The following is a 16526-nucleotide window of genomic DNA, read 5'->3' on the forward strand; positions in this document are numbered from 1 at the left end:
AGGGACCCCCGTGGCTCAATACACCTTCGGCGGCAACCCCAGCGCGGTCCTCACCACCGTCACGGGCGACGTCGTCCCCGACTATCCGCTCATCGTCCGCGCGGCCGGCACCGGCAGCATCATCACCGCGCTGTTCGAGGAGGACGGCGTCACCCCGATCGCGCAGCTCCGCACCAACCCCGCCGACTCCGACACCCCGGGCGCCATCCGCACCTTCAAGGTCGAGGGATACGGCGCGATCCAGTACGAGTACAACGGACCGTCCGGGCAGCCGGTCCCCTGGTACGAGGTCGGCCGCGAGGTGCCCAGCTCGGCCCTCGAGGGCCTGAACACCAAGCTCGACAAGTCCGGCGGCACCGTCACCGGCGACCTCGATGTGACCGGCACTCTGGACGTCACCACCCTGCTGGTGGGCGGGCAGCCGATGGAGACCGGCGCGGACTTCTCCCAGGCCGGGATCATCGTGCCGACCGCCAAGACGCAGGCAGCCGTGCAGGCGGCGCTGAACACGGCGCGGGACGCGGGCGGCGGATGGGTCATCGTCCCGCCCGGCACCTACAACGTCGCCATGGCAGGGACGCCCCTGCGGATCTACCGCAACACCCGTCTCACACTGTGCGAAGGGGCGGTCATCGGCCGCGCCGGCAACGGCACGATGCTGCTCAACGGCGACGCCTCCCAGAACTACGGCGGCTACACCGGACACGGCAACATCATCATCGAGGGCGGCGTGTGGGACGCCCGCGCCACGACGTTCCCGACGTCCGCGATGTGCATGAGCTTCGGCCACGCCGAGAACATCACCATCCGCAACACCCTGATCAAGGACGTGTGCGGCTACCACGGCATCGAACTCAACGCGATCAAGACCGCCCGCATCATCAACGTGCGCGGCCTGGGCTACCTCGACCCCGGCGGCCGCGACTTCTCCGAGTTCATCCAGCCCGACCTCGCCAAGGGCAGCGCGTACTTCGGCGGATTCGGGCCCTACGACGACACCCCCTGCACGGACATCCTCGTCCAGGGCTGCACCGTAGGCCCGTCCGGCACCGCAGGCACCACCAGCTGGCCGCGCGGCGTCGGCTCGCACTCCGCCAGCCCCAGCAAGGCCCACACCGGCATCGTCATCGAGGACCTGTACTGCGACGGGCTCACCCAGTGGGCCGTCGGCGGCTACACCTGGCAGGACTCACGGGTATCCGGGCTGACGCTGAAGGACTGCGGGGCGGGCGTGCGCATGCGCACCCTCGACTCCGGCACCGCCTCCCACCGCACCCCGGCCGGCGCCGGATCCCCCTCAATCGCGGGCAGCCAGGCGCTGCGGAACATCGCCGTCGAGGACGTCGTGATGTACGGGGGCGGCACCTACGACGCCGCCGTGCGCATCGAGGGCGAGGACACCGGCTACGTCCAGGGCGTGAGCGTGGACCGCATCACCGTCCGCGACGTCGGCTCCCAGGCCGTGCGCCTGATCGACGTCGAGGACTACACGCTGGACCACATCGTGGCCCGGGGCTGCGGAGCTACCGCCGTGTCCACCCTCGGCACCCGCCGCGGCCGGATCACCGCCCACGTCAACGGCGCCACCGGCGCCGGCATCACCGTCGACTCCCGCTCGACACCGGCCGCCACCGCGACCGACGTCACCGTGGCCCGGAGCTCCGTCACCGGCACCACGGCCAATGGCATCCACATCTGGGACGGCACCGACGTCGTCGTCGACGACTGCGACCTGTACGCCCTGACGGGCTACGGCGTGCAGGTCTCGACGAACACCGTCCGGCCGCTGCTGCGCAACGTGCGCACGAGGGACACCACCCTGCCCGGGTGCAACATCACCTCGACCATCACCGGGCTGCGGCGCTGGGGGAACACGTTCGGCTCCGTCGCCGACGCCAGCACAGGCGCCGAAGTCAGCCCGTTCGACTCCGGCTTCGGCTCGCTCGAGAGCGTCATGCGCCCGGCCGGCCGATACGAGACCACCTCGCGCCTGCGGCTGGGAACGTCGTCCACACCGACCAGCGGCACGCTGTACCTGGTACCGATCTGGCTCCCCAAGGGCCTGGTCGTCTCCAACATCACCTTCATCTCCGGCAGCACTGGAGCCACCACCCCGACCAACTGGTGGTTCACGCTGCACGACTCGACGAAGAAGGCCCTGGCCAGAACCGCGGACCAGCTCACCGCGGCCTGGGCGGGAAACACCATCAAGACGCTCGCCATCGCGCAGACCACGGCCGGCGCCGCGACCAGCTACACCACCACCTACACCGGCCTGCACTACCTCGGCGTGATGGTCAAGGCGACCGCCAGTCCCACCCTCGTATCCGAGGGCTCCATGGCCGACGTCGTCGCCCAGGTCGCCCCCGGCCTCGGCGGCACCGACGCCGGAATGTCGACACCGCCCACCGTCTCCGGAGCCGGCTTCACCGCCGGGCCCTTCGGCACCGGCGCCGGAATCCTCGCCTACGCCTACGTCACCTGACCCCAGCCCCACCCCACCCACGCCCCGAGCCATCCGGCCCGGGGCGTTCGTCATTCCCGAAGGAGCTCACCGTGGCTGTTCGCGCCAAGTTCCGCTGCACTTTCGAGACCCACAAGAAGTGGGGCCCTGAAGAGACCCAGGCCACACGCTCGTACGAGTTCATGGCCGTGTACGACCCCGAGACGCCCGAGGACCAGCGGTACGCCAAGGCCACCCCCTCCGGCAGCCTCACGATCCAGGTCGACAACCCGGCCGTCACCTTCGAACCGGGCAAGACCTACTACCTCGACTTCACCTCGGCGGAGGCCTCCTGATGGCCGTACCACTGACCGCTGACCGGCTCGTGGCCGCGCTGCGTGCCGAGGGCTGCACCGTTCACGAGGTGCCCGGCTGGCGCACGAACAACCGCAACCACAAAGGCCCGTGGGGACCGGTGCACGGTGTCCAGGTCCACCACACGGTGACGGGCCCGAAGGACGACGTGGTCGGCCTGATCTTCCGCGGGCACAGCACCCTGCCCGGGCCGCTCGCGACCGGCTGCATCACCAAGGACGGCGTGGTCCACCTGACCGGCAACGGCCGCGCCAACCACGCCGGCGGGGGCGACCCGGCCGTGCTGCAGGCCGTCATCGGCGAGTCCTATAAGACCCGCCCGCCGGCCCCGACCGAACATGACGGATCCGCCGGCGCCGTCGACGGTAACGCCCGCTTCTACGGCTGGGAGTGCGAGAACAAGGGCGACGGCAAAGACCCGTGGCCGCGCGTGCAGTACGACGCCATGGTGAGAGCCACCGCCGCCGTCTGCCGCGCGCACGGCTGGAACGCCCGGAGCGCTATCGGCCACCTGGAGTGGTCGAACTGGAAGGTCGACCCGCGCGGCATCGACATGGCCGTGTTCCGGCGCGACGTCGACGAGCTCCTGGCGCACGAGCCCGGCTGGTCGACCGGCAGCACGTACACCGTCGCCGCCGGGGACACCCTGTGGTCCATCGCCGCCAGCCGGCTGGGCGACGGCAACCGGTGGCGGGAGATCGCCACCCTCAACCAGCTGAAGCGCCCCGACGACATCACACCCGGCCAGAAGCTGAAGCTCCCCAGAAAGTGAGGCACCCGTGAGGATCTCGCGTATCGCCAAGTCGATCGTGTCCGGCGTCGCCGCCGGCGCCGCGGCCGCCGTCACCGCCGTCCAGGACGATGTGATCACCACCGGCGAGGGCATCACCATCGCGCTCGCCGTCCTCGGCGCCTGGGGCATCACCTGGGCCGTCCCCAACCGGCCTGGGCCGAACGCCGATGCGGACCTGGCGCGGGCGGCGCGCCGGCACGGCCAGTAAGGAGCCACCTTGGACGCCACCACCCTCGGCAGCCTGCTCGTAGGGCTCGGCGCGGTCGTCGGCGCGGTGGTGGCCTACGTGGGTAAGCGAGGAGAGAACGCACTCACCGGCTACTCCTCGCTCACCAACGACCTGCAGGAAGAACGCGACAACCTGAAGTCGGAGCTCACCGCGGTCAAGGCGGAGCGCGACGGCCTCAACACCAGGCTGGCCGAACAGGCCGCCCTACGCGCAGCAGACCAGGCGGAGATCGCCCGGCTGCGCGCCCTCATCGTCCACCTCGGAGGAGAGCCGTGACACGTGCCGAGCGCACCCTGGCCCGCCGGTGGCGCAGCGTGCTGCTCGTGTGCACGCTCGTCGCCCTGAGCGGGGCCGTCCTGATCATCTGGTCGCGCATCGAACATGAGGCGGCCCGGGCCGAGGAGCTCGCCGTGGAGGCCGACCGCCGCGGCGAGGCGGTGAGTACCCTCGCCGGGGACGTGCGGCTGCTGCGCGCCCAGGTGAAGAACGAGGGCGCGACGCCGGCGGCGCCGGACCCAGCCGACGCGATCGAGGATCTACCGGCCCGGGCTGAGGTGCCGGTGCCAATCCCGGGCCCGCGCGGCCCGTCAGGGCCGTCCGGGGTGCCTGGGAGGGACGGCCAGGACGGCAGCGACGGCGAGGCGGGCACTACAGGCGAGGACGGCAGCCCGGGCCGCGACGGACAACCCGGTGAGGCCGGCAAGGACGGCGCCCAGGGCGCCACCGGGCCTGTGGGCCCTGCAGGACCGCCCGGGCCCGCGGGTAAGGACGGCGCAGACGGCAAGGACGGCGCCCCGGGCCGGGACGGGCAGACCTGCCCCGACGGCTACAGCCTGCAGACGCCCTCGTGGGACGCTGAAGCGCTCGTCTGCAGACGCGACGGCGCGCCGGACCCGGAACCCTCCCCGGGCCCCGGGCCGCTGGCCGCCGGCCTCGAACCGTATCGACGGCAGTACGCGTGACGATGCCCCTGCACAGCCCTCCGTGGGCTGTGCAGGGGCATCTGTGCCGTTCTGGAGTCGCTGCCGGTGCCGCCCCGCTATGCTGCTGGGTACCGCCCCGGGGCCCGACCCCCGGGGCGTCGTGCTGTCGGGAGTGAAGGACCACCATGGAGTACCGCGTCGCCTACAAGGTGTTGCCCGCCGGCGTCGGCCCGGATGACTACGAGTCGGCCGACCTCGAGGCCCGGGTAGACACCGTCGACCTGCCGGAGCCCGGCGACGGATACGGCCCGCACATCGAGGACGTGAAGGACGCCCTGCGCGACATGCTCGACAGCGGGGCGGAGCCCATCGCGATCCGCTTCCTGTACGACGACTAGGCGCGCCGCTCGGCCTCCTCAAGGCGAGCCCGGTAGTACGCGTAGTCCCGGGGGTAGCCCGCCAGGGCGGGCAGCGCCTCCCTGAACCCGGCCGCGGCCTCAGCCCATTGACGGCAGGCGTACGACGCATCCGCGTGCTGCAGGCGCGCCCGCTCCGGGCTGAGCCAGTACAGCCACCCGGGCCGGTCCGGCTCGTCCGGCGCCCGCACCGCCAGTTCGTGCGCCTCGTCCGCCAGCCGTCGGGCCTTGTCCCGCTCCGCGCACGCGGCCGCCGCCATCGCCGCCTGGTGCACCGCCACCGCCTCGGCCGCCGGCGACAGCGGGCCAGGCCCGGCGTACCGGGCGGCCTCGGCCGTGCGCAGAGCCCGCACCGGGTCGCCGTGCGACAGGCTGTAGTACGCGCGCACGCGCTGCGCCCACGACGCCATGTCGACATGCCCGGCGTCGACAGCCCAGCCGTGCGCCAGGTCGATCCACGTGAGCGCCGGCCCCACGCGGCGGGCCTGCCAGGCCACCCACGACAGCCAGTGCGCATGCTCCGCGGCGAGCAGCATCAGCCGGTCGGCAGCCTCGCCGGAGGCCTGCGGGATCAGTTGGGTGACCGTGTCCAGCTGCGAGCGGACAACGGGCCACAACTCCTGCCCGCCCACCTCGTCCTCGGCGCGGCGGTGCGCGGCGAGGACCTGGTGGATCCAGTCGGCGGTGCGCAGGTCCGTTCGCCCTGTGCTGCTGGCGTGCGCTATCCGTTCCCGCAGCTCAGGCGACGGCGCCCACTGCGGTTCGTCGTGCGCGCTGCGGCGTACGCCGCCTAGTTCGTTCGGCACGTGCAGTCCTTCTACAAACCGGGCTACGACGTCCTCACTGGTCACCCGCGCCCGCCCGCGTTCCAGGCGGGACACGTAGCCCTGATCCATCCCGACGAGCTCGCCGAAGCGGCTCTGTGAGATGCCCGCCAGGGCCCGGTACCGGCGGATGAGCGTGGGCCAGTCACGGGCCGCCCACGCAGCGCGCAGACGTCCGTCCGCCCAGAGTTCCCGACTACTCATACAGCGACGATACGACTGCGCCATGTAGCCGTTACATGGAATCGCCGCAGTTCCCTCCTCACGATGTTGTCTCCGCCACACCGAGTCGGGTCGGAGAGAGACAGCCATGCCCCACCGCCATGCAGATCAGAGAGCCCTTGCGCCCGCCGGGCGCGCCCCGAGAGGTGTCGAGCGAACGAGGTCAGACCAACGGCAGGAGTGCGAAGCCTGGCTGCTGTCGGCCCACCCCACACCGAGCACGGCTCGACAGGCATGGGACGACGATGGGGTGGCTCTGCTGCCCCTCGGAACACGGTTCGCCGCCGTCCGAATCCCGCGCGACGTAGTGCTGAGCGCGATCCGTCTCGAGACGGCTCGCAACGCAACCCTGGACCGGTTCCTGTCCGAGATGCTGTGGGGCGGGCCCGTCATCTGCGACCAGCACGGGCAGCGCTACTACGCGCTGGTGCCCGCAGACATGCCCCTCGTGTGGCACAAGGCAGCCGCCGACTGGACCCGGCTCAACGTGGAGATCCTGGGCCGCGACACCCACCTCGGGGTGCCGCGCCTGGCCCTCGAGCATCTGCTTCCGCGCATCTCGCCGTCCTACTGGGCCGTCCCCATGAGGCGCCCGGGCGAGCTGTGCGACCCCAACGCCGTCGCACGCCTCATGGCCGCTGCGATCCAGACGTTGTCGAGCGTGGACGAGACGTGACGACTGCACCTGTACGCGTGTCGGGCCCGCTGTCCGCTGAGTGCCAGCTGGCGGCGCGGCCCGGCTACCGGGACCTGCACCGCGAGTGCCGGCAGATCGACGACATCCCGCTCCCGCACGGGCGCGGCATCCTCCTCCAGCCGCGCTGCAGCTGCAGCTGTCACCGCGGTCGATAAGGCTCCCGCCCCGGCCCCCAACCCTGGACAGGTCGAGCGCCGGGGCGGGCCTCACCACTCGTCTGCACCCCCCTGATCGGCCCGCCCCAGACCTGCTGCCACGCGGTAGGGGCAGGGCCGCGGCGCCCCTGGCCCTCGGGCCGGGGGCGCTGTCGTCGTGCCGGGCTCAGCGGCTGAAGAGCTCGAACGCGACAGCCGGCCGCCCGCCGAAGCGAGGGGCAACCGACTCTGCCTGACGCGTCAGGAAGCCACGGCAGTAGTCCTCAACTGACGTACTTCCCTTAGTCGGGTTGTCGTCGGTCAGCACCTCGATGTAGCTGCGGTGCTCCAGCAGGGAGGCCACGGCCCGCTCCATGCCCGGCGACGCGTCCACGGCGTGGGTGGGGGTGGCGGAGCCCGCGACCGCGACCCAGCGCACCCCGTCCCAGGGGGCGAGGCCCTGCTCGGCCAGTTCCGGGAAGATCCACCGGTTGCCGGCGTCCCCGGCCGCGTCGAGCGTGGCCCGGCCGACGGCCACGTGGTCGGGGGTGTTCCAGGCGACACCGCCCCAGGTGTCCCGGTGGTTGAGGGTGATGACCAGTTCGGGGCGGTACCGGCGGATCGCGGCGGCGATGTCGCGGCGCAGGGCGGTGCCGTACTCGATCACCCCGTCGCGGTGGTCGAGGAACTCCACCTCCGAGACACCGACCACCGCCGCACTGGCCCGCTGCTCCCGCTCGCGCAGCGCACCGCACCGCTCGGGCTCGATCGTGTCGATCCCGGCCTCGCCCCGGGTCGCCAGGACGTAGGCGACCTCGCGGCCCTCGTCGGTCCAGGCGGCGATGGCCGCGGAGCAGCCGTACTCGAGGTCGTCCGGATGGGCCACGACCGCGAGCGCGCGCCGCCAGTCGTCCGGCATGGGCTTCAGTTGATCGGTCGTCATGTCCGCAGACTAGTGCGCGGACCGCCGGCGCTCGCCGTCCGGCGCGGCCTCAGACCTCGTCCCGGGCCAGGGCCAGCAGCCGGTCCAGGACGCGCGGGCCGCCGGCGCGGACGCCGTCGTGCTCGAACTCGTCGGTGACCCAGGTGCGCAGGCCCCGGACCGTCCGGGCGGTGCGCAGCGCGTGTGCCGTGTCGACGTACATGTCGTCGTGGTAGACGGCCGCGGCGACGGGGACGTCGTTGGCGGCGAGGCGGGCCGGGTCGTACAGGGGCGTCCAGTCGGTGCGGGCGGCGAGCAGCTCCGCCGTCTCGCGCAGCGGGCGCAGGGCCGGGTCGCACGCGAACATCCAGGGGTGAATCGATTCTCCGGTGAACAGCAGCGGTTCGTCGCCCGCGAGCGCCTTGGCGGCGTCGAACTGCGGGAACTCGGCGCGGACCCGCTCGGCCGACCAGTCGGTGGGCCTGCTGTCCTGGCCGTAGATCGACTCATGGACGAGGGCGTAGAGGGGGTGGCGGGCGAAGGACAGCTGGGTCTGGACCTGCTCCAGGAAGGCGTCGGAGAGGGTGGGGCCCTGCGGGGTGCGGACGAAGGCGTCCTCCAGCAGGTGGTGCAGGCGGTGGGTGCCGTCGCCGGTGCCGAGGAGGATGCCGAGCGTCTGGAAGGCCTCCACGGTGAACCGGTAGCCGTTCGGCAGGAGCACGTCGTGCGTCAGGAGGTGGTCGGCGATCCGGCGGGCCCGTTCGACGTCCTGCGGGTAACGGGCGTAGTGGGCCATGACCTTGCGTTCGACGCGCGGGTAGGCGGCCCGGTAGACGTCGTCGGCGTGGGCGTCGAGGGAAGGCAGCCCGCCGGTGACGAGCGCGGTGGCCAGTCCCTCGGGGGCCAGGGAGAGGTAGCTGGTCACGCAGAACCCGCCGAAGCTCTGCCCGAGCACGGTCCAGGGCCTGCCGCCCGTGACCCCGGCGCGGATGGCCTCGCAGTCGCGGACGATGGAGTCGGCCCGGAAGTGCGTGAGGTAGTCGGCCTGCTCGGCGGGGCCGCCGCGCAGCGGGAGCGTCTGGCGGGTGGCGGGCGTGGAGTGCCCGGTGCCGCGCTGGTCGAGGAGCAGGACGCGGTACTCCTTCAGGGCCCGGCCGAGCCAGCCGGGCCGGCCGACGGAGCGGTCCGCGCCGAAGCCGGGTCCGCCCTGGAGGTAGAGCAGCCACGGCAGGTCGTGCCCGGCCCTGTCGCTCGCGACGGCCTCGCGGGCGTACAGCTCGATCGTCTCGCCCTCGGGGCGGCCGTGGTCGAGGGGGACGGTGAAGCGGCGGTCGGTGAGGACCACTCCGGGCTGGCGGTAGCTGAGGGTCAACGAGGCTCCCGGGACGGACGGATTTTCGGACCGCGTCCCAGTTCATCACAGGCGACGTCCGGCCGGAGGCCCTTCGATCATGAAATCCTGCTGAACGGCCGTTCAGGCCGGGCGTGCGGACGGGCTGCGTGGCCGTCGCCGGCCCGGACGGCGGCAGCGGGCCGTCGCCGCGGAGCCGCGCGCCCCCGCCGGGCCGTCGCCCTCACCGTGGGCGCCACGCCCGAGGGACGGACCGCCGAGGCGTTCCGTCAGGCGGTGCCGGTCTTCGGCGGCGTGGACCTCGCGGTCGGCGACGCGGGCCCGTCGATGTCCGAGTCGCTGCCGGGGGCCTCCGCGGCGGACCGGGACCCCGCCCGTGCGCACCCGGGCGCCGACGCGGCGCGGACCGCGGGGCGCGACCGCGCGGTGGTGTGCCGCACGGCCCGCCCCGCCGCTCCCGACGGGCTCTCCCCCGGGCCCGCCGACCGCAACTACGCTGCACACGTCCGATGATCGGCCCCGAGGAGGACGATGCGCGTCGCCCTGTTCCTGACCTGTGTGAACGACACGCTCTATCCGGACACCGGACGTGCCGTGGTGAAGCTGCTGACCCGGCTGGGCGTCGACGTCGACTTCCCCGCGGGGCAGACCTGCTGCGGGCAGGCGCACTACAACACCGGCTACCGGCACGAGGCCGAGCCCCTCGCCCGGAACTTCGCCGAGGTCTTCGGCGGCTACGAGGCGATCGTGACACCGTCCGGATCGTGCGGGGCGATGGTGCGGGAGCTGTACCCGCGGATGGGCGAGCGGGCCCGGGCCGAGGGGCGGGGCGGCACCCTCGCGGCCACGCTCGCGCCGGTGGTGCCGAAGACGTATGAACTCACCGAGTTCCTGGTGGACGTGCTGGGCGTGACCGACGTCGGCGCGTACTACCCGCACAAGGTCACCTACCACCCGACCTGCCACGGGCTGCGCGCGCTCGGGCTCGGCGAGCGCCCGAAGCGGCTGCTGCGGGCGGTGCGGGGACTGGAACTGGCCGAACTGCCGGGCGCCGAGGAGTGCTGCGGTTTCGGCGGCACCTTCGCCCTGAAGAACCCCGACGTCTCGGCGGCGATGGGCGTCGACAAGGTGCGCCACGCCGAGTCGACGGGCGCCGAGGTGCTGTGCGCGGCCGACAACTCCTGCCTGATGCACCTCGGCGGGACGATGACCCGGCTGCGGACCGGCATGCGGCCGGTGCACCTCGCGGAGATCCTGGCGAGCACGGAGGAGGAACCGGCACGGTGAGCGGGACATACCTCGGGATGCCGGCGTTCCCAAAGGCGGCACGGGAGGCGGTGGCCGACGACCGGCTGCGCGGCAATCTGCGGCACGCCACGCACACGATCCGCGCCAAGCGGGCCAAGGCCGTGGCGGAGCTCTCCGACTGGGCCGGGCTGCGCGAGGCGGGCAAGCAGATCAAGGACCACACCCTGCGCCATCTGGACCGCTACCTGGTGCAGTTGGAGGAGGCGGTCACCGCGGCGGGCGGTGTCGTGCACTGGGCCGCCGACGCCGACGAGGCCAACGAGATCGTCACACGGCTGGTGCGGGCGACCGGCGAGTCGGAGGTCGTGAAGGTCAAGTCGATGGCCACGCAGGAGATCGGGCTGAACGAGGCGCTCGAGGCCGCGGGCATCCGCGCCTACGAGACGGATCTCGCCGAGCTGATCGTGCAGTTGGGCAGGGACCGCCCCTCGCACATCCTCGTCCCGGCCATCCACCGCAACCGGGGCGAGATCCGCGACGTCTTCCGGGACCGGATGGCCTCCTGGGGCCGCCCGGCCCCCGACGGCCTGACCGACACGCCCGCCGAACTCGCCAAGGCGGCCCGGCTGCACCTGAGGGAGAAGTTCCTGCGCGCCAAGGTCGGCATCTCGGGAGCCAACTTCATGGTCGCCGAGACGGGCACCCTGGTGGTCGTGGAGTCCGAGGGCAACGGGCGGATGTGCCTGACCCTGCCCGAGACGCTGATCTCGGTCGTCGGCATCGAGAAGACCGTGCCGACGTGGCAGGACCTGGAAGTGTTCCTGCAGACCCTCCCCCGCTCCTCGACGGCCGAGCGCATGAACCCGTACACCTCGACCTGGACCGGCACGGCCGACGGGGACGGCCCCCGGGCGTTCCACCTGGTGCTGCTCGACAACGGCCGCACCGACACCCTCGCCGACGAGGTCGGCCGGCAGGCCCTGCGCTGCATCCGCTGCTCGGCGTGCCTCAACGTCTGCCCGGTGTACGAGCGGGCCGGAGGGCACGCCTACGGCTCGGTCTACCCGGGGCCGATCGGGGCCATCCTCAGCCCGCAACTGCGCGGCACGGGAAGCGAGATCGACGCCTCCCTGCCGTACGCGTCCTCCCTGTGCGGGGCGTGCTACGAGGTGTGCCCCGTCGCCATCGACATCCCGGAGGTGCTGGTGCATCTGAGGGAGCGGGTCGTGCAGGGCGGCGAGGCGGTCCGCGGGGGCGACAAGGTGGTCCTGCGGCCGGCCGAGGGGCACGCGGCGGAGCGGGCGGCGATGCGTGCGGCCCGCTGGGCGCTGACGCACCCGGGTGTGCTGCGCACCGGCCAGCGGGCCGCCTCCCGCACCCGGCGCTTCCACCCCCGCACCCTGCCGGGACCGGGCCGGGCCTGGAGCGGGACGCGGGACCTGCCGCGGGTGCCCGCCGAGCCGTTCCGGGACTGGTGGCGGCGGACGGACGGCGGGAAGGGCGGCGCGACGTGAGCAGCAGGGAACGGATCCTGGGCCGGGTGCGGCGCGCCCTGGCGGACCTGCCGGACGACGAGCCGCCGATCACGCGCGCCTACCTGCGGGAGCACGGCCGGCGCGGGGTCGCGGAGACGGTGGAGCTGCTGGCCGAGAACCTGGCGGACTACCGGGCCGTGGTGCACCGCACGGACGGCGACGGACTGGCCGGGCTGATCGCCGCGCTGCTGCGGGAGCGCGGATCGGCGTCGGTGCTGGTGCCGCCCGGGGTTCCGCCGGGGTGGCTGGCGGCGACCGGCGTGCCGCGGGTGGCGGACCGGGCGGAGAGCACCCCGCGGGAACTCGACCGGGTGGACAGCGTGGTCACCGGCTGCGCCGTCGCCGTCGCCGAGACCGGCACCCTCGTACTGGACGGCTCGCCCGACCAGGGCCGCCGGCGGATCACCCTCGTCCCGGACCACCACATCTGTGTGGTGCGCGTCCCCGGCCAGGTCGTCTCCTCCGTGCCGCAGGCGCTCGGACGCCTCGACCCGGCGCGTCCGCTGACGTGGATCTCCGGGCCGTCGGCGACCAGTGACATCGAGCTGGACCGGGTCGAGGGGGTGCACGGCCCGCGCACGCTGGAGGTGGTGCTGGTGAGCGAGGGCTGAGCGGGCCCGGCCGGGCGTCAGGGCAGGATCGAGTCGACGTAGCCGCCGTCGACCCGCAGGGCACCGCCGGTGGTCGCGGAGGCCTGGTCGGAGGCGAGGTAGACGACCATGTGGGCGATCTCCTCCGGTTCGATCAGCCGTTGCAGCAGGGACTGGGGCCGGTGCTGCTTCATGAAGGCGCGCTGGGCCTCGTCCCACGGCAGGTCGCGGTCGACGAGCTGGTAGACGAAGTCCTCGACGCCGCCGGTGTGGGTGGGGCCGGCGATGACGGAGTTCACCGTCACGCCGGTGCCGGCGGCCTGCTTGGCGAAGCCGCGGCCGACCGCGAGCAGGGCCGTCTTGGACATGCCGTAGTGGATCATCTCGGCGGGGATGACGACCGCCGAGTCGCTGGCGACGTTCTGGATCCGTCCCCAGCCGCGCTCGGTCATGCCGGGCAGGACGAGCCGGGTCAGGCGCACGGCGGACAGCACGTTCACGTCGAAGTAGCGGCGCCACTCGTCGTCGCTGATCTCCAGTGGATCGGCGGACCCGAAGATGCCGAGGTTGTTGACGAGGATGTCCACCTGCCCGAGCGTGTCCACGGCCTGCCGGGCGCCCTCGTCGCCGGTCACGTCGGCGGCCACCGGGACCAGTTCGGCGCCGGGCGCCTCACCGCGCATCCGTTCCACCGCCTGCTGCACCCGCTCGGGCGAGCGGCCGTTGACGCCCACCCGGGCGCCCGCCCGGGCCAGGCCCGTGGCGATGGCGGCGCCGATGCCCTGCGTGGAGCCGGTCACCAGAGCGGTGCGGCCCTTCAGATCGATCTGCATGCCGTTCCAACCCTTTCCGTACGGGAGTGATCAGGTACCCCGGGGGTGTCGCTGAGTACACCCCCTGATACGGGTTCTGCGGCCAGTGTGGCCACGCCCCGTTCTCCGTAGCGTCGAGGCGGGACACAGGGCGTGTCGGACGAAGGGGGACGAGGAGATGTTCCGCACCGGGGCACGACAGGAGCAGGACCGGGAGCCCGCCGCCGAGGCACTGCGGCTGGTCGAGGTCACCAAGACGTACGGCAGCGGCGAGGGTGCCGTGACCGCGCTGGACGGGGTGACGCTCGGGCTGGGGCGCGGCACGTTCACGGCGGTGATGGGGCCCTCGGGTTCGGGCAAGTCGACCCTGTTGCAGTGCGCGGCGGGTCTGGACCGGCCCGACAGCGGGATCGTGCGGGTCGACGGCACCGAACTGACGGGCGGCGGCGAGGCGGAGCTGACGAGGTTCCGCCGCGGCCAGATCGGGTTCGTGTTCCAGCAGTACAACCTGCTGGAGACGCTGACGGTCGCGCAGAACACGGTGCTGCCGCTGAAGCTGGCCGGGCGGCGCGTCGACCGGCGCCGCGTGCGGGAGGTACTGGCGGCCGTCGGTCTCGGCGACCGGCTCGGGCACCGGCCGGACCAGCTCTCCGGAGGGCAGCGCCAGCGGGTGGCGATCGCCCGGGCACTGGTCACCGAACCGCGGGTGATCTTCGCGGACGAGCCGACGGGCGCGCTGGACTCGCGCAGCGCCCGGGACGTGCTGCGGCTGCTGCAGCAGGCGGTGCGGGTGCACGGCCGGACGGTGGTGATGGTGACGCACGACCCGGTCGCCGCCTCCTGGGCCGACACCGTGCTGTTCCTCGCGGACGGCCGGCTGGCGGGCCGGCTCCGGGCACCGACGGCGGACGCGGTCGCCGAGCGGCTGGCGCACCTGGGCGACGACGCGACGGCGGGGGTGTGAGCGATGTTCGTACTGGCGATGCGGTCGGTGCGGCAGCGGCCCGGGCGGTTCCTCGCGACGCTGCTGTCCGCGTTCCTGGGCGCCGCGATCATCATGGCGTTCAACGCGCTGCACGACACCGCCGCACGGCCCGGGGTGGACCCGGTCAGTGCGCAGACCCTGTCCACGGCGGCGGGCGTGGTGGGCGGCTACGGCACCCTGCTGGTGTTCTTCGCGATCGCCTCGACGCTGACGGTGACCGTGCGTCAGCGCGCAGCCGAACTCGACCTGCTGCGTTGCTCGGGGGCGACGCCGGGGCAGATCAAGCGGATGGTCGTGGGTGAGGCGGTGGCCGTGGCCCTGGTGGGCGCCGCGCTGGCCGTGGGCCCGGCGGTGCTCGGCGGCCGGGCGCTGCTCGAGGTGTTCCGGGACAGCGGGCAGGTCGCGCGGTCGGTGGAGTTCTCCTTCGGGCCGGTGGCCTCCTCGACCGGGTTCGGCATCACCCTGCTCGCCGCGGCGGGCGCCGCCTTCCTCGCCGTGCGGCGAGCCTCCGGCCGCGGCCGGCAGCGGGGGCGGGCGAGGGCGGTTCTCGCGTACGCGGCCCTGGCCTTGGGTGCCGCGTCGGCGGGTTCGACGTTCGCGTTCTCGGCGTCGGACGCCGCGCTGATGGCGCCGCCGGCCTACGGGGCGATCCTGCTGTCGGTCGGCGCCGCGCTGAAGGCGCCGAGGCTGCTGGCGGTGGTCCTGGACCGGCTGCCGCTCACCGGGGCGAGCGGGTGGCTGGCGGTGCGCAACCTGCGGGAGCGGGCCGGGCAGCTCGCCGGGATTTCGATGTCGCTGATCCTGTTCACGGCCGTCGCGACGGCGACGCTGACGATGCAGGCGGTGGAGAGCGACGCCGTCGCTGCTTCGGGGGCGGTGAAGTCGGTCGACGCGAAGAACCTGGAGACGCTCAACGTCACGGTCGTCGGCATCATCGTGGTCTTCGTCTGCGTCATGCTGGTCAACTCCCTGTACGCGGCGACCTCCTATCGTGAGCGGGAGTTCGGGCAGCAGCGGCTGGCCGGGGCGACCGTCCGGCAGGTGCTGGGCGTGGTGGGCGCCGAGGGGCTGGTGCTGACGGTGACCGGCGTGTGCTGCGGCACGCTGGCCGCCCTGGCGGGGATCGTGCCCTTCACCGTGGTCCGCACGGACGGTGTGCTGCCCGGCCAGGTGTTCGGCGTGTGGCTCGGGGTGGTGGCCGTCGCCGCGGCGGTGACTCTCGGGACCGGCCTGGCGACGGCCCGGCGGGTGCTGCGCACCGACCCGGTGCGGGCGGTGGCGGCCGCGGCGTGAGCGGGCAGATGCGGAGGGCGGTCGCGGCGCGGCCGTCCTCAGCGCGTCCCGGAGGCGTCCAGCAGCGCGGTCACGGTCGCGGTGGTGAGCCCGTCCAGGGTCTCGATCCCCGCTCCCGCCCGGGCGCTGGCCCCGTCGAAGACGAGCATCAGCTGACGGGCCAGCAGCTCCGGGTCACGGGCTCCGCCTTCGGCGGCCCGGGCGCGGAAGAAGCCGCGCAGCCGCTCCTTGGCTCCTCGGGCGACCGTGCTCGCCGGGTGGGCGGGGTTCTTCAGCTCGACGAGCGCCGCGAGGTAGGGGCAGCCCAGGTAGGCGGGGTCGGCGGCGGCCTTCTCCAGCCGCTCGAAGACGCCCAGGATGCTTTCGCGCGGTGTGCCGGGCGGAGCCTCCTCCGGGGCGGGGGCGAGGCGCGCCTCGTACTGCGGGAGCAGCCGGTCGAGGCTGGCGGCGAGGACCTCGTCCTTGCTCGCGAAGAGCTGGTACATGGAGCGCTTGGAGACCCCGGCGCTGCGGCACAGCGTCTCGACACCGATGGAGACGCCCTCGCGGTAGAAGAGGTCGGCCGCCGCGTCGAGCAGCCGGTCGCGGGTGGACGCCTTGTCAGTCGTGGCCATGGTGGCGAGGGTACCGCGCACACCACCCCGGGGGAAACCGATCGGTTTTGACCTGCTGCGGGCCGGCGGACTCGTGACAGCGACGGTGAACAAGCGCTTAGATAGTGCCGTTCGCCGCTC

General features: G+C 73.0%; 19 protein-coding genes. 14 read left to right on the forward strand and 5 right to left on the reverse strand.

Going from position 1 to position 16526, the window contains the following annotated elements; translation table 11 throughout:
- Nucleotides 1-10: 10 nt before the first annotated feature.
- From ACH4C6_RS07670 to ACH4C6_RS07700, 7 genes are all read left to right on the forward strand, one after another.
- Nucleotides 11-2485, forward strand: coding sequence for a right-handed parallel beta-helix repeat-containing protein (locus ACH4C6_RS07670; RefSeq protein WP_398107599.1), 2475 nt, complete (start codon nt 11-13; stop codon nt 2483-2485).
- 71 nt (nt 2486-2556) lie between these two features.
- Entirely contained in the window at nt 2557-2799 is a 243-nt protein-coding gene (locus tag ACH4C6_RS07675; RefSeq protein ID WP_398107600.1) for a hypothetical protein, read from the forward strand.
- Complete coding sequence (locus ACH4C6_RS07680) at nt 2799-3590, forward strand: N-acetylmuramoyl-L-alanine amidase (RefSeq protein ID WP_398107601.1); 792 nt, start codon at nt 2799-2801, stop codon at nt 3588-3590. The genes ACH4C6_RS07675 and ACH4C6_RS07680 overlap by 1 nt, the downstream gene beginning before the upstream one ends.
- 7 nt (nt 3591-3597) lie before the next feature.
- Complete coding sequence (locus ACH4C6_RS07685; RefSeq protein WP_398107602.1) at nt 3598-3819, forward strand: hypothetical protein; 222 nt, start codon at nt 3598-3600, stop codon at nt 3817-3819.
- A 9-nt stretch (nt 3820-3828) separates the two neighbouring features.
- A complete protein-coding gene (locus ACH4C6_RS07690; protein WP_398107603.1) occupies nt 3829-4116 on the forward strand; it encodes a hypothetical protein in 288 nt (95 codons plus the stop codon).
- On the forward strand, nt 4113-4802 hold the full coding sequence (locus tag ACH4C6_RS07695) for a collagen-like protein (protein WP_398107604.1): 690 nt from the start codon (nt 4113-4115) through the stop codon (nt 4800-4802). Before ACH4C6_RS07690 ends, ACH4C6_RS07695 begins: the two co-directional genes overlap by 4 nt.
- Before the next feature lie 146 nt (nt 4803-4948).
- Nucleotides 4949-5161 carry a hypothetical protein gene (locus ACH4C6_RS07700; protein ID WP_398107605.1) on the forward strand — a complete coding sequence of 71 codons (213 nt, stop codon included), beginning with the start codon at nt 4949-4951 and terminating at the stop codon, nt 5159-5161.
- Here the strand turns inward: ACH4C6_RS07700 and ACH4C6_RS07705 are convergent.
- Nucleotides 5158-6207 (reverse strand): helix-turn-helix domain-containing protein, encoded by a 1050-nt coding sequence (locus ACH4C6_RS07705; RefSeq protein WP_398107606.1) that lies wholly within the window; start codon nt 6205-6207, stop codon nt 5158-5160. The two genes, ACH4C6_RS07700 and ACH4C6_RS07705, sit on opposite strands and share 4 nt — an antisense overlap.
- 325 nt (nt 6208-6532) lie before the next feature.
- Here ACH4C6_RS07705 and ACH4C6_RS07710 point away from each other — a divergent pair, with 325 nt between their 5' ends.
- Nucleotides 6533-6901, forward strand: a complete 369-nt coding sequence (locus ACH4C6_RS07710) for a hypothetical protein (RefSeq protein WP_398107607.1) — start codon at nt 6533-6535, stop codon at nt 6899-6901.
- Between the two features lie 342 nt (nt 6902-7243).
- Here ACH4C6_RS07710 and ACH4C6_RS07715 read toward each other — a convergent pair whose 3' ends face one another.
- A complete protein-coding gene (locus ACH4C6_RS07715) occupies nt 7244-7999 on the reverse strand; it encodes a PIG-L deacetylase family protein (protein WP_398107608.1) in 756 nt (251 codons plus the stop codon).
- 49 nt (nt 8000-8048) lie between these two features.
- The gene (locus ACH4C6_RS07720; protein WP_398107609.1) at nt 8049-9350 is read right to left on the reverse strand and encodes an alpha/beta fold hydrolase; all 1302 of its coding nucleotides are present in this window, start codon (nt 9348-9350) and stop codon (nt 8049-8051) included.
- Nucleotides 9351-9557: 207 nt separating this feature from the next.
- On the opposite strand from ACH4C6_RS07720, the gene ACH4C6_RS07725 reads away from it, so the two are divergent.
- Genes ACH4C6_RS07725 through ACH4C6_RS07740 form a run of 4 tightly spaced genes read left to right on the forward strand, consistent with a single transcriptional unit; the run spans nt 9558 to nt 12723 of the window.
- Entirely contained in the window at nt 9558-9842 is a 285-nt protein-coding gene (locus ACH4C6_RS07725; protein ID WP_398107610.1) for a hypothetical protein, read from the forward strand.
- Nucleotides 9843-9860: 18 nt separating this feature from the next.
- Nucleotides 9861-10616, forward strand: a complete 756-nt coding sequence (locus ACH4C6_RS07730; protein WP_398107611.1) for a (Fe-S)-binding protein — start codon at nt 9861-9863, stop codon at nt 10614-10616.
- Nucleotides 10613-12091 carry a LutB/LldF family L-lactate oxidation iron-sulfur protein gene (locus ACH4C6_RS07735; protein WP_398107612.1) on the forward strand — a complete coding sequence of 493 codons (1479 nt, stop codon included), beginning with the start codon at nt 10613-10615 and terminating at the stop codon, nt 12089-12091. Before ACH4C6_RS07730 ends, ACH4C6_RS07735 begins: the two co-directional genes overlap by 4 nt.
- A complete protein-coding gene (locus tag ACH4C6_RS07740; RefSeq protein WP_398107613.1) occupies nt 12088-12723 on the forward strand; it encodes a lactate utilization protein C in 636 nt (211 codons plus the stop codon). Before ACH4C6_RS07735 ends, ACH4C6_RS07740 begins: the two co-directional genes overlap by 4 nt.
- Before the next feature lie 17 nt (nt 12724-12740).
- Here ACH4C6_RS07740 and ACH4C6_RS07745 read toward each other — a convergent pair whose 3' ends face one another.
- Nucleotides 12741-13535: an SDR family NAD(P)-dependent oxidoreductase gene (locus ACH4C6_RS07745; RefSeq protein WP_398107614.1), complete on the reverse strand. Its 795-nt coding sequence runs from the start codon at nt 13533-13535 to the stop codon at nt 12741-12743.
- A 157-nt stretch (nt 13536-13692) separates the two neighbouring features.
- Here ACH4C6_RS07745 and ACH4C6_RS07750 point away from each other — a divergent pair, with 157 nt between their 5' ends.
- Both ACH4C6_RS07750 and ACH4C6_RS07755 read left to right on the forward strand, forming a co-directional pair.
- Entirely contained in the window at nt 13693-14478 is a 786-nt protein-coding gene (locus ACH4C6_RS07750) for an ABC transporter ATP-binding protein (RefSeq protein WP_398107615.1), read from the forward strand.
- 3 nt (nt 14479-14481) lie between these two features.
- A complete protein-coding gene (locus ACH4C6_RS07755) occupies nt 14482-15792 on the forward strand; it encodes an FtsX-like permease family protein (protein WP_398107616.1) in 1311 nt (436 codons plus the stop codon).
- Nucleotides 15793-15830: 38 nt separating this feature from the next.
- Here the strand turns inward: ACH4C6_RS07755 and ACH4C6_RS07760 are convergent, their stop codons facing one another.
- Nucleotides 15831-16406 carry a TetR/AcrR family transcriptional regulator gene (locus tag ACH4C6_RS07760; protein WP_398107617.1) on the reverse strand — a complete coding sequence of 192 codons (576 nt, stop codon included), beginning with the start codon at nt 16404-16406 and terminating at the stop codon, nt 15831-15833.
- Between the last annotated feature and the right edge of the window lie 120 nt (nt 16407-16526).

This window comes from Streptomyces sp. NPDC017943, assembly GCF_044328425.1.
Classification (GTDB): Bacteria; Actinomycetota; Actinomycetes; order Streptomycetales; family Streptomycetaceae; genus Streptomyces; species Streptomyces djakartensis_A.